At 40.4% G+C, this 11,543-nt stretch carries 16 protein-coding genes; 8 read left to right on the top strand and 8 right to left on the bottom strand.

What is annotated here, in order from left to right:
• Window positions 1-72 precede the first annotated feature (72 nt).
• The 3 genes from ACZ5OK_RS07730 to ACZ5OK_RS07720 all read left to right on the top strand — a co-directional run bounded on the left by ACZ5OK_RS07730 (window position 73) and on the right by ACZ5OK_RS07720 (window position 2,601).
• Window positions 73-564 carry a hypothetical protein gene (locus ACZ5OK_RS07730; protein WP_343840816.1) on the top strand — a complete coding sequence of 164 codons (492 nt, stop codon included), beginning with the start codon at window positions 73-75 and terminating at the stop codon, window positions 562-564.
• Between the two features lie 257 nt (window positions 565-821).
• Window positions 822-1,595, top strand: a complete 774-nt coding sequence (locus tag ACZ5OK_RS07725; RefSeq protein WP_343840813.1) for a MerR family transcriptional regulator — start codon at window positions 822-824, stop codon at window positions 1,593-1,595.
• Window positions 1,588-2,601, top strand: coding sequence for a C45 family peptidase (locus ACZ5OK_RS07720; RefSeq protein ID WP_343840811.1), 1,014 nt, complete (start codon window positions 1,588-1,590; stop codon window positions 2,599-2,601). The genes ACZ5OK_RS07725 and ACZ5OK_RS07720 overlap by 8 nt, the downstream gene beginning before the upstream one ends.
• Window positions 2,602-2,636: 35 nt before the next feature.
• Here ACZ5OK_RS07720 and ACZ5OK_RS07715 read toward each other — a convergent pair whose 3' ends face one another.
• A complete protein-coding gene (locus ACZ5OK_RS07715) occupies window positions 2,637-3,965 on the bottom strand; it encodes a PhoH family protein (protein WP_343840808.1) in 1,329 nt (442 codons plus the stop codon).
• A gap of 123 nt (window positions 3,966-4,088) precedes the next feature.
• On the opposite strand from ACZ5OK_RS07715, the gene ACZ5OK_RS07710 reads away from it, so the two are divergent.
• Together ACZ5OK_RS07710 and ACZ5OK_RS07705 are read left to right on the top strand one after the other, a co-directional pair.
• On the top strand, window positions 4,089-4,694 hold the full coding sequence (locus ACZ5OK_RS07710) for a YhcN/YlaJ family sporulation lipoprotein (RefSeq protein ID WP_343840805.1): 606 nt from the start codon (window positions 4,089-4,091) through the stop codon (window positions 4,692-4,694).
• 132 nt (window positions 4,695-4,826) lie between these two features.
• Window positions 4,827-5,027 carry a YlaI family protein gene (locus tag ACZ5OK_RS07705; protein ID WP_343840802.1) on the top strand — a complete coding sequence of 67 codons (201 nt, stop codon included), beginning with the start codon at window positions 4,827-4,829 and terminating at the stop codon, window positions 5,025-5,027.
• Window positions 5,028-5,407: 380 nt separating this feature from the next.
• Here ACZ5OK_RS07705 and ACZ5OK_RS07700 read toward each other — a convergent pair whose 3' ends face one another.
• On the bottom strand, window positions 5,408-5,692 hold the full coding sequence (locus tag ACZ5OK_RS07700; RefSeq protein ID WP_343840800.1) for a hypothetical protein: 285 nt from the start codon (window positions 5,690-5,692) through the stop codon (window positions 5,408-5,410).
• The gene (locus tag ACZ5OK_RS07695; RefSeq protein WP_425542216.1) at window positions 5,689-6,033 is read right to left on the bottom strand and encodes a YlaH-like family protein; all 345 of its coding nucleotides are present in this window, start codon (window positions 6,031-6,033) and stop codon (window positions 5,689-5,691) included. Before ACZ5OK_RS07695 ends, ACZ5OK_RS07700 begins: the two co-directional genes overlap by 4 nt.
• 211 nt (window positions 6,034-6,244) lie before the next feature.
• Here ACZ5OK_RS07695 and ACZ5OK_RS07690 point away from each other — a divergent pair, with 211 nt between their 5' ends.
• Window positions 6,245-6,415 (top strand): DUF5325 family protein, encoded by a 171-nt coding sequence (locus ACZ5OK_RS07690; protein ID WP_343840797.1) that lies wholly within the window; start codon window positions 6,245-6,247, stop codon window positions 6,413-6,415.
• A 53-nt stretch (window positions 6,416-6,468) separates the two neighbouring features.
• Here the strand turns inward: ACZ5OK_RS07690 and ACZ5OK_RS07685 are convergent, their stop codons facing one another.
• Window positions 6,469-7,275, bottom strand: coding sequence for an inositol monophosphatase family protein (locus tag ACZ5OK_RS07685; RefSeq protein ID WP_343840795.1), 807 nt, complete (start codon window positions 7,273-7,275; stop codon window positions 6,469-6,471).
• Window positions 7,276-7,442: 167 nt separating this feature from the next.
• On the opposite strand from ACZ5OK_RS07685, the gene ACZ5OK_RS07680 reads away from it, so the two are divergent.
• Window positions 7,443-8,066, top strand: a complete 624-nt coding sequence (locus ACZ5OK_RS07680) for a YktB family protein (protein ID WP_343840793.1) — start codon at window positions 7,443-7,445, stop codon at window positions 8,064-8,066.
• Between the two features lie 306 nt (window positions 8,067-8,372).
• Here ACZ5OK_RS07680 and ACZ5OK_RS07675 read toward each other — a convergent pair whose 3' ends face one another.
• From ACZ5OK_RS07675 to ACZ5OK_RS07665, 3 genes are all read right to left on the bottom strand, one after another.
• Window positions 8,373-8,645 carry a UPF0223 family protein gene (locus tag ACZ5OK_RS07675; protein ID WP_343840791.1) on the bottom strand — a complete coding sequence of 91 codons (273 nt, stop codon included), beginning with the start codon at window positions 8,643-8,645 and terminating at the stop codon, window positions 8,373-8,375.
• Window positions 8,646-8,662: 17 nt separating this feature from the next.
• Window positions 8,663-9,622 carry an NAD(P)H-dependent flavin oxidoreductase gene (locus ACZ5OK_RS07670; RefSeq protein WP_343840789.1) on the bottom strand — a complete coding sequence of 320 codons (960 nt, stop codon included), beginning with the start codon at window positions 9,620-9,622 and terminating at the stop codon, window positions 8,663-8,665.
• A gap of 127 nt (window positions 9,623-9,749) precedes the next feature.
• Window positions 9,750-9,860: a GapA-binding peptide SR1P gene (locus ACZ5OK_RS07665; protein ID WP_343841507.1), complete on the bottom strand. Its 111-nt coding sequence runs from the start codon at window positions 9,858-9,860 to the stop codon at window positions 9,750-9,752.
• Window positions 9,861-10,060: 200 nt separating this feature from the next.
• Here ACZ5OK_RS07665 and ACZ5OK_RS07660 point away from each other — a divergent pair, with 200 nt between their 5' ends.
• Window positions 10,061-10,441 (top strand): DUF1885 family protein, encoded by a 381-nt coding sequence (locus ACZ5OK_RS07660; RefSeq protein WP_343840787.1) that lies wholly within the window; start codon window positions 10,061-10,063, stop codon window positions 10,439-10,441.
• A gap of 71 nt (window positions 10,442-10,512) precedes the next feature.
• On the opposite strand, the gene ACZ5OK_RS07655 is transcribed toward ACZ5OK_RS07660, so the two are convergent.
• Window positions 10,513-11,394 carry a polysaccharide deacetylase family protein gene (locus ACZ5OK_RS07655; protein ID WP_343840785.1) on the bottom strand — a complete coding sequence of 294 codons (882 nt, stop codon included), beginning with the start codon at window positions 11,392-11,394 and terminating at the stop codon, window positions 10,513-10,515.
• Between the last annotated feature and the right edge of the window lie 149 nt (window positions 11,395-11,543).

Raw genomic sequence — 11,543 nt, 5'->3', positions numbered from 1 at the left:
CCTCCTTAATGCATACAGCTGAAAAATCCGTTATACTTGTTTTGTAAACGCTAAAATACAGAGGTGAAAAAATTGATCGTACAACTAGCTGGCAACGTAAAATTCCCACTCACGCTTGATGCAAGTGTCTGGATTTTTGATGATCGCAAAGTAGAATTTGATAAAGCCTTTAACAGTAATGATGAACAGGAAGAGAATCCCGAAGACGAACTGGAAAAAGCCTCAAATCGGTGGAATCGTGAAGTTTATCAGCAAAAACTGAATCCGCCGGTGAACAAAAGCATTTCCAAATATGAGCGTAAAAAAATCTTAGATAGTACATATGTAATGAATATAAAGCCCTTTCTGGAAACCGCAGAAGTCAATGAGTCCGCAACAGCCGCCCTGCTTGAAACCGAAAACGGCGAAGAAGAAATCACCCTTGATACCCTGAAAGACGGCTATTTTCTGTTTGCAGTCGAAGGAAAACCAATAAAAGAAGACGGCCCCCTTCATTTTTATTTTGGCGATGGATCCAATAAAAATACACCTGTTAAAGGAATAACCGGAATAAAGATTAAATAAAGATTTTAATATACAGATTATGCTGTGACAAAAGCCGGAAGGAATTCCCTTCCGGCTTTTGTTATGGACTCATATAAACCAAATGTCCCTATTGCTGCTAAATCTTTTACACACACTAAACTAGTTAGGACCGTCACAAAAATGCTTACTGTTATCATCATGAAATCCCTGACAAATTCTAAAGTTTCTATAATTTTCTAAAAGGTATTGACCTTAAAGTAACTTTAACGTTTATGATGTTACAAGGAGGTGGTTATTTGAAAAATTATTTAACCATTAAAGTGTTTTCGAAATTTACAGGAATTCCAACTAGTGCGCTGCGGTATTATGAACAAAAGAATCTTCTGATACCGATGCAGCGAACTAAGAAAAGTGGATATCGCTTATATTCACACGATCAAATTGCTACAGCAAAGTTTATAGCGAGTTTACGGATAGCAGATATCCCTATTACCGAGATACAAACCTACCTGACAGCTGAAAAAGAGGAAAAAGAAAATATGAAAAAGAATTGGGCCCTGGCTATCAAGGAAAAACAGGCACAGTTGACGATAAGTCTAAACTATCTGGAAAGCAATGAATTAGAAACTGTTTATTTAATTGACAGAAAACAGGAGAATATTATCTGGTTTCCGGCAGAGGCACCACCGGGACAATTTAGAGAAACTTTTTTAAAGAGACGTCATGAACTTAAAACTGTAAAACAGACCATTCATAATACTTATTTTAGATATTTATCCGGAAACCGAAAATGGATCAAAGGTGAGATTGGGTTTGCCATAGAACCAAACCAGGAATTGACCTTTTCAGCTGGCCATATTGAGAAAATGGATGCCTCGTTATGTATTGGATTCCCTTACGATGATCATTTTTCAAATATCGAATCAGGCTATCGTCAATTATTTCAATATGCGCTGAAATATGATTGGGTACCCCGTGGAGAGGTTTTGGAATGGTATAGAGGAGATCAAATCAATAAAATGGATATCATTATGCCTGTGAGACAAATGGGAGGGGAATCCTATGAGTAAGGAATTGGAGATTCAAGTTATTGAATTGTCGGGTAGCAGTCAGCAAATTGGTTTTAAACAGGGTACAAAACGGAGATTAACAGAAAATGACCATGCTATGCTAAAAATGCAAAAACATATTAACATTGAAGAGGCATTTAATAACTTGAGAAAATATGATAAGGAAATGGTATATGAGTTAACAGGTTTAGCAAAAGGATTACAAATTTCTTCAGAGGAAGCCACCCGCTTATATGGGGGATATGATGTCGCTATGCCTTTCATGGGATGTTCTGCATTTGGGAATGATTCTTTTTACGTTCGTAACTATGATTTTAGTACGAAATTATATGATGCGCAGTTTGTATTGCTTAATCCCGACAAAGGATATGCAAGCGCAGGGTTTAGTCAACAGCTTACAGGTCGACTGGACGGGATGAACGAAAAAGGGCTTGTGGCAGGTATTCATCTTGTTCATGAACGAAAGCAGCCCAAGAGGTTCCTTCCGACAACTATAGCCCGACTTGTCTTGAATAATTGCAGCACAGTCCAGGAAGCTGTAGATTTAATCATGTCTGTGCCTCATGGACATTGTCTGAATTTTTCACTTACAGACCAAAATGGAAATTGTGCTATTGTTGAAGCATCACCTGAAAAACAAATCTCAAATGAAACTTCTCCCCTTTTATGTACAAATCATTTCGAAACGAATTCCTTAAGAAAGTATAATCGCCCACTCATCAAAAACTCTCAGCTTCGCAAACAGTTTTTATCCCAAATATCCAAAGAACACTTAAAACCTATTGATGCATATCATGCTTTTAATCATTCTTCGTCACCATTATTTTTACGGGATTATAAAAACTTTTTTGGTACGCTTCACACAGTTGTTTATTCACCTCGGGATTTGCGTATTATAATTGGCGTTGGTGAACATTGTGTACCGTGTATCATTTCATTTAAAGATTGGCTTGATGGGAATGTTCAATTACCAAAATTTATAAAAGGTAATATAAATCCTTTATAAAACCTGGCTCATGCAGGAAACATGAGCCAGGTACATCACAACAAATCTGCCGACAGCTGTGCCAGAGAGGATCGCTCACCCTTGTGAAATTTAACGTGTCCACTTAAAGAAGAATCCTTAAACTTCTCAACCACATGAATGAGACCATTATTATACTCATCTAAATAAGGATGATCGATCTGCCCGGGGTCTCCGAGCAAAATGACCTTACTCCCCTCTCCTATTCGTGTTAAAATCGTTTTCACTTCATGCTTTGTTAGATTTTGCGCTTCATCAATCAAAATTAACTGCTGTGGAATACTTCTGCCTCTTATGTAGGTTAAGGCTTCCACCTGGATTGAACCCAGACCGGTCAGGATCTGGTCAAGCTCTTCTGTTTTTTGTACATCAAATAAATATTCGAGGTTATCATAAATCGGTTGCATCCAGGGCTTTAGTTTTTCTTCCTTCTCTCCCGGTAAGTAGCCGATATCGTTACCTAATGGAACTACGGGCCTTGCCACAAGCATTTTTTTATATAATCGCATATCTTCTACTTGCATGAGTCCTGACGCAAGTGCCAGTAAGGTTTTACCTGTACCGGCTTTTCCAGTCATGGTCACTAGCTGGATATCATTACGGAACAAAAGCTCAAGGGCCATTGTCTGCTGGGCGTTTCGCGGTTTTATCCCCCAGGCATTTTCAATCGACAGCCTGCATTTTTCTATACATTCCCGGTCTGAACGCACAACACCGATTGCAGATTGAGATGGATTTAATTCATTTTTCATCACAACAAATTCATTTGGATATAGATGCTTCTTTTCCGCTTCAGGAATCTTTAAGGTTCCGTTTTGGAAAAAGTCATTTAACTCCTCCTCTTTAATCATCCATTGTTGATAGCCCTCATAAACATTGTCCTCGTTGACGGCGCGTTCATTTAAATAATTTTCAGCAGTCAGACCCAGTGCATCTGCTTTTACCCTCATTAAGATATCTTTAGACACTAAGATAACTTTATGATTCATGTCCTCCTTTTGAGCTTCGAGGTGTAAATTTAAAGCAACGGCCAGTATTCGATTATCATTGGTCCTCTCCAGAAAAATTTCACCAAGTTTGGAAAAAGAGCGATGATTTAATTCGATCCGCAAGCTTCCACCATTAGGCAGTTTCACACCATTATAAAGCTCACCGATTTGACGAAAGCGATCAATAATTCTTGAGGTTTCTCTTGCATTATGGCCTACTTCATCCATATTGCGCTTCTTGGAATCCACTTCTTCTAAAACAACGGCCGGAATCACCACCTCATGCTCGTCAAATGAAAAAATTGCACGTGGATCCTGAAGTAAAACATTTGTATCTAAAACATAAGTTATGTCCAAAATGCCGCCTCCTAAGTTTCTAATAATTAAGAATTGGCAAGGCTTCCGTATTTTAAATATATGACGAAAATCATAAAGTTAGACGAATGAGAAACAATATATTTATAAAAGGAGGTTCGAATAATGAGGAATGTTATGTACTCCTTTGCCATTTTGTTTCTCGCGATCACACTTAGTGCTTGTCAGAATAACGAAGAAGCACGAAATGACAATAACATGGATAAGTACTTAAAGGTAAAGGATTCGGAAGTTACCCATGAGGATAAAGAATATTCCAATCAGGAAATGGCTCAACATCTGGCCGAAATAGCGACAGATGTACCAGGTGTTAATGGGGCCACAGCTGTTGCTGCAGGTCCTTATTCAATCGTGGGAATAGATGTAGATGAAGAACTGGACCGCTCAAGGGTCGGAACCATAAAATTTTCGGTTTCAGAAGCCCTTAAAGAAGATATTCACGGAAACAACACGATGGTAACGGCAGACGGAGATGTGAACGAGCGACTCCGGCGACTGGCGTATAAGGTCAGGCAGGGACACCCGGAAGATGCCATCATCGATGAACTGGCAGCTATAGTAGGCAGATTCATGCCTGAAGTACCGCCAAAACAAAAACAACCCACAGAACCTGATTCAAACAGCGAAATGCTGAAAGACCAGAAAAAGAAAGAACAATTGGATAAAGCCCAGAACGATCAATCCAATCAGCAAATGAAGAATGAAGATTAATCATAAAACGAGGCTTACCAGCTTAGCCTCGTTTTATTTTTCCAGATATATGTCAAGTCGGGAAGCTCATTCAGCCAAATTATGACATAAAACTCAATTACATGTTATACTTATGGGGAATGAGGTGATCACTTGAAAGTAAAATGCATCTTATGTGATAAAGTAGAGAAAATTGCAGAGAATAGTCTATTGGCTAAACAGCTTCGTAAAAAACGTGTCATGACCTATATGTGTGATACATGCAGGGAACGCATTGATAACAAAACGGAAAAGAGACTGGAAACCGGCAACTACCGGGAATACCGCGAAAAGAAAAAAGATCCTTATCTTTAAAAATTTTATAGCACATGGGAAAATCCGATTCAATGTTCTGAATCGGATTTTGTACTGGTCTAGGAAATTATAAAATAAACCATTTGTGGATAAGGCAAACAAGTTAGGCCACGTCCGGCTCCAGCGCCCAGCGACTAGCGTGACTTCCTTCACCTCCGTCCGATAAGTCAACATCGACTCACAAGGTTCGTCGTATTTCCTTTTCCGCGTGTTAACTGGCTGTAAGACCCCTGTAAGATGGGGGCAACAGCCAGTAAACACCTGATTTGTTCAACTAACAATCACTGGGGAATGAACCCCCACTGATTGTAGTTTCACTTTATCTCCTCCGGCTCAGTCCAGTTCGTACGTCGCTAAGCGGGCGCTTCCGCCTTTGTTTATTATGAATAGATGGTGAACTTTTCTGGTTCTTCATGAATTTGATCATAAATACATTCGATTAATTCTACTGGAAAACGAAAGGAGCGATCTTCCTCCTTTTTTTGGACTCTGACGCTATACATATCCTCACGTTTATCCACGTGAATGCTTGTTACGTTGTGTTCTTTCTCCAGCATTTGTTTAAAAAAAGCCGCTGTTTCAACTGCAGCTTGATCGTCAGGCCTCGCATCCGCCACCAACTGAATGGATAACCAATTATACACAACGTCCTGTAAAGACTTCACGTTTGTTTTCCAACTCCTTCCCCATTTCTTCGTTTTCGTTCCTGAGCTAAACGGTACCTGTAAATCGCCAGAACAAGCGAAGAAATCACTAAGACCTCAAGAATTGGTAATAAAACGGCAAAAAATAAAAGTACGTAGCATCCTAAAGCTAGTAGTATGTATATAATGATTGATTTTAATAAAGGGATCTTCCGTGCAAACCCAAGTTTATAGGTGATAGCTGCAAAAATAAAAATTGTTGCATATAACAGAATGATTCCAGTTTGCCCACCGACATCATTTAACATGAACTCCGTCAATGGCCGAAATCCCTGGCTAGCAATAATTTCCTGGTCTGACATAGTGCTTCCTCCTAATGACGTCATCACTATTATCATACTAAATTTTTTCAAATAATACTACCTTGAAACTTCAATCAAAGAGGCTGGGACAAAAATGTTTTCGCTAAAAATTTAATCCGATTATTATAGGTGCAGGAACCGCCGCTACGGAAATAACCTCTTGTTGATTCCTGTTTTCTTCGTGTACACTTAAAGATAAAGAGGTGGAATTATGAAGTATGAACACAAGGCATTTATCCTGGCTCTTTTCGTTATTTTAAGCTATGTTGCTGTGGGAATTGCTATCGGATTCCAGCAATATCTCCTGGCAGCCGGCTTATTTCTGCTCGGGTTTGTGATCATGGGATTCGGACTAAGAATGAAAAGAAAACAGGGATTGTGAACAAAGCGAAAAAGGACTGACAAAGCCTTCATATGACTTTGTCAGTCCTTTTGTCAGTCTTTCAGGATAAGATAGTTGTCAATAATTTCTTTGTGAACAGCGGGATTACATGTAATCACCGTATTTTCACGAAGCATATCCAAAGGCTTTCCATCTGCTCTGGTAGCCATACCACCGACTTCCTGGACGATGATAACCCCTGCTGCAATATCCCATGGAGCTAATCTCATCGTTATGTAGCCATCCATAATTCCTTCCGCAACAAAAGCGAACTCCAGAGCAGCAGAACCATAGGAACGGGTCCCGCGAACTTTTCGTATTAGCTGATGTACACCTGTTTCATCAAGTCGGCGATTAGGTACAGCCCAGAACTGATTAATTCCGATTAAACAATCCTCGAGTTTCCTGGTACGATCCAATTTCGGAAGCAGATCCTTGTTTTTATAGGCTCCCTCTCCCTTTTTCGCCGAGTATAAATCTCCGGTCATAACGTTATAAATGAGGCCAATGATCCCCTCACCATCCTGATATATAGCGACTGAAATGGCAAAGTTTCGTTTCTGATGCACGAAATTCATCGTCCCGTCAATAGGATCAATAATCCAGACCATTCCGTCAAGGCTGGTCACATCATCACCAAAGCCTTCCTCACCCAAAACCTGATGATCAGGGTAAGTATTTCTTATCTTTTCCGCAAAAAACTTTTCCGTATCCTCGTCTACCTCGGTAACTAAATCTTTGCGGTCCCGTTTTGTATTTACTTTAAATGGCTGCTGGACCCTTTCTTTAATCCGTTCACCAGCCTCGATTGTCCACTCTTTTGCCTGGATAAATAACGCATGTTTTTGCTCAGCTTCCATTCCGCAAACTCCTTTTTATGTATTACGTATATCCTAACAAAATTTCATTAAAAACGCTATGTAAGCAAATTCATTTTGTCAACGGCGCCACTATGTTACGATAATAAGACAAATATTGACGTTATTTTTAACTGTAATCAAACTTGTACATAGAAAGGAGTACATATATGACAGAATTTAAGGGATTTACGCAGGAGGATTTCGATGTATTTACCATTCCGGGGCTAGACGCTCGCATGGAAAAGCTGCGGGGCAATGTTTCGCCCAAATTAGAGGCTGTAGCCGAGGAATTGGCACCGGCATTAACGACGATGACAGGCGATGAAATGTTTGTTCATGTTGCTAAGCATGCCCGCCGTACAAAAAATCCACCCAATGACACCTGGGCAGCATTAGCCTGCAGCAACCGCGGCTACAAAAAGCTCCCCCACTTTCAAATTGGACTTTGGGAGACACACTTATTTATATGGTTTGCCATGATTTATGAAAACCCTGTAAAACAGGAATATGGCGAAGTATTAAAGAAGAACATGGAGAAAGTCAAAAAGCAAATACCTGACAACTTTGTGTGGTCCGGCGACCATACCCGGCCAGACGCTGAACGACACAATGAAGTTGATCTGGACAAGCTTGTCGACCGATTATCCAACGTAAAAAAAGCAGAAATTCTGTGTGGGGTAAACATTGACCGGAATGATCCGATTCTAACGAAGCCAGATGAATTTCTGAAAATGTGTGAAAACACATTCCAAACCCTGGAACCACTCTATCAATACACAAAAGAAATATAAGGCAGAAAAGCGGAGGCGACTGTTTAGGCTCGACGGCATAAGCAGAATCTCCGGAGTGGCCGTACTTTGGCCATGGAGGGGATTCTGCTTATGACCGCTTGGGCCTGGGAGCCGCAGCTGGACAGAGAAAAGCGGAGGCGACTGCTCAGGTCATGCGGGATAAGACGAAGACATGAAGTGGCATGGATTTGGCCACGCAATGAGGGTTGCTTACATCAGCGAGGGGCTGGGCCCTGGAGCTGGACAAGAGAAAAGCGGAAGCGCTCGATAGCCATAATTGGACAATCGGTTGCTTCCGCTTTTTCTTTATTTCATAGTTATGGATTCCCCATTATCGGCCTGTTTAGCCTTTTGAACAGTTCGATAGGTCGAGTAGCCTGACTGCTTTTGAAATTCTTTGTCCAATTGTTTTTCCTCTGTCTTGGAAGGAACAATTTCCTTGAAGCGATTGTAAGCCTTTAATACGTCATCACGTCCGACTTTATCTTCATAGGCGGTTTCCACCAGCTGCAGAAAGTGTATGACGTCCATAACTTCATTGGTATCCCATGATTCATCTATTGGGTAGTTGTACTCCATTGGTTGTCCCCTTTCTATTAACCCTGACTCCATTTTGCTTTGATTTGTTCAATATCGTTTTGAATCCGGTCGAACAGTTCTTTTACGGATGGTATATCATGAATTCGGCCGGTTACCTGTCCGGCCCATCCAAATCCATCTTCAGATTCTCCGTATATATAGCGTTTATTCGTTTCACCACTTATATACGGTTTCAATGTCTCAAACCCTGGCTCAGCCTCTTCCAATTCAAGAATTTTATCTGTCCACTGATTCTTTAATGCTCTTGCAGGTGCGCCAAGAGAACGTTTAATGACAACCGTGGATTTTTCATCTGCTTCCACGAGTTGCTTTTTATGGGACTCATGGGCATGAACACATTCTTTTGTTGCTATAAAGCGTGTACCCATTTCAATTCCCTCAGCTCCCAAAGCCAAAGCAGCCATTAGTCCTTTCCCATCAGAGATTCCGCCTGAGGCTACAACAGGAATATCAACGGCATCGGCAACTTGTGGTGTTAACACAAAGGTTCCGATATCATCACGTCCCAGATGTCCTCCACCTTCATGGCCGACTACCATAACAGCATCAGCACCAAGTTCTTCTGCTTTTACAGCCTGTCTCTTTGCAGCAACAAGAACCATCTTTTTAATGTCCGTACCTTTTACCATATCTAAAACAGGCTTTGGATTTCCTCCTGTAACCGTAATGACAGGAACCTGTTCTTCACGGGCTACAGCTACCATGTGTTCGAATGCACGCCCATGCTGGCCAATAGCAAAATTAACACCGAATGGTTTATCTGTTAATGAACGAACTTTATGGATTTCATCCCGTAGCTGATCCTCGTTTTCCAAACTCATGGCTGTAATTTGGCCGAGACCTCCAGCATTGGAAACCGCAGCAGCTAATTCGGCATAAGCCAGATGAGCAAGCCCTCCCTGAATCACAGGATAATCGATATGTAACAGTTTTGTTATTCTTGTTTCAATGCCCACATAAATCTCCTCCCCTTTTTCTTTTCTTCATCGTATCATAAGTAAATCATTTGTGAACCGGGATGAAGTGATCATTATTGTAAAAAAAGAACCGTCCGCCTATTGTGGGGACAGCTCAAATCTCTTCTTATTTACGTTTGTTATGACATTCGCATCCTTTTCCGTACAGGGTCGTCACTTTCTCATCTTCAAAATGATCAATCACACGTTGGCAGTCCTGACAAACAATGGTACCTATCACCGAAACCAGCTCCTTAACGTTATGATTCCTATGGGTTTATTTTAATATGTCACATTTTATTTTTCAAGCCCAATTAGTATGACATTTTAAAATTTATATGTCATTTTTTTGTGCCTTAACTATTTGACACAATATTCTGTTACTTATGTGTGTTTCATGATAAGATAAAAGAAATGCCATGATTAGGGGTGAGGGATTTGAGTCGAAGTTCCTTTGTGTATGCAGATGAAAGCAACTCGATAACCCTGGAAAATGTGAAGGAATGGCTGAATGTTTATCAGGAGATGACCACAAAGACGGGTCAACAGCTGGACTGGAATTATGAAAATCACGCCTTTCCATACAACATTGAAGAAAAAGAGAACGATCAGGGGCACTATTTGCAGTTAAAAGGAATCCTTGACCGTTATGACACCATTCTGATGGGCGTGAGTGAAGAAGCCAACAAAATCCAAATCACCCTCCCATCCACCGCAACGCATGGAGATAAAAGCAAGGCAAATGAATTTGCAAAGTTCTTCCGCAAAAAAACCGGAGGCAAACTGCAATTATTTAACGGCAGAGTGATGAGTAAATAAGGAAAACGTGTTAAGGCATTCTAACACAAAAAGCCCCAACATCAGAATTCCTGACATTGGGGCTTTAATCCCTAAGGGGTTTTTATAAGTTGAGGATCAACCATTTCATATCCTTTTTCCCGTAGTCCTGTTACAATTTCTTCCAGGGCTGCAGCGGTCCATTTTCTGTCATGCATTAACAGATTGGCGCCATTGGATAATAGCTCTGTATTAACCATAATATCTGCGATGGCTTCCTCTGACATATACTCCTGCTTAAAGTCATAGCCATAAGACCAGTTCATTAAGGTCATTCCCTCTTCTTTTACTACCTGTTTTGCATATTCTGTATTCACTCCATGAGGGGCTCGGAAAAATTTTGGTCTCTCTCCTGTGACTTCCTCAATTACATCATTTAATCTCACAATTTCTTCCTTCTGCTTTTCCTTAGAAACATCGTCTAATTTCGTATGGTTAAACGTATGGTTTCCAATGGCAAATCCCATGTCTGCAATTTCCTTAAGTTTGGCCTGTTCCTCTTCCGTATCAATAAAATGTCCGTTTATAAAGAAAATGGCAGGTGCATCCATATTTTTCAGGGTCTTTGCCATCTCCACAGCGTGCTCATCGGGTGCATCATCAAAGGTTAATAAGACAACTTTCTCATTCGCATCTTCAACGATTGGCTGTACGCTCCAGACTTCGGAAATCTCATACTGGGGTTTTTTATTTTCAGTTTTATCCTGTTCTTCTTTCTCTGCAGAATCTTCCGGGGGATTGCCAGTACCCTCGTCCTCTTTAGCAGGGGCTTCTTTTTCTTTTTCTTCTTCACTTTGTCCAGCCTGATCCTTTTGCTGCTGTTCATTGATTTCCTGTTCTTTTTTCTTATTCTCTTGGTCTGCACTTTCATTGGTATTACATGCTGTCAATCCCATTAAGATAAGAAGCAACATGAAAATGCCAAATTTCTTCATGTTCATCCCCCCAAATGATGTAAAAAATAATCTTAAGTTTATTATACAGAAAATACTATAGATCATGGGCATGGAATTTCATTTCACTTAGATTATGTTATATTTAAGGATGATTGGATATACATGACATCAAGAGTTTACAGGGCATG

The organism is Salinibacillus aidingensis, assembly GCF_055393355.1.
This window is presented reverse-complemented; position numbering and strand designations above follow the sequence as displayed.

Coding starts and splice junctions, on each gene's coding strand:
- ACZ5OK_RS07675 (WP_343840791.1), bottom strand. CDS start 8,645: ATGGAGTACAACTACCCAATAGATGAATCATGGGATACCAATGAAGTT.
- ACZ5OK_RS07695 (WP_425542216.1), bottom strand. CDS start 6,033: ATGTCAGACCAGGAAATTATTGCTAGCCAGGGATTTCGGCCATTGACG.
- ACZ5OK_RS07690 (WP_343840797.1), top strand. CDS start 6,245: ATGAAGTATGAACACAAGGCATTTATCCTGGCTCTTTTCGTTATTTTA.
- ACZ5OK_RS07680 (WP_343840793.1), top strand. CDS start 7,443: ATGACAGAATTTAAGGGATTTACGCAGGAGGATTTCGATGTATTTACC.
- ACZ5OK_RS07655 (WP_343840785.1), bottom strand. CDS start 11,394: ATGAAGAAATTTGGCATTTTCATGTTGCTTCTTATCTTAATGGGATTG.
- ACZ5OK_RS07710 (WP_343840805.1), top strand. CDS start 4,089: ATGAGGAATGTTATGTACTCCTTTGCCATTTTGTTTCTCGCGATCACA.
- ACZ5OK_RS07685 (WP_343840795.1), bottom strand. CDS start 7,275: ATGGAAGCTGAGCAAAAACATGCGTTATTTATCCAGGCAAAAGAGTGG.
- ACZ5OK_RS07720 (WP_343840811.1), top strand. CDS start 1,588: ATGAGTAAGGAATTGGAGATTCAAGTTATTGAATTGTCGGGTAGCAGT.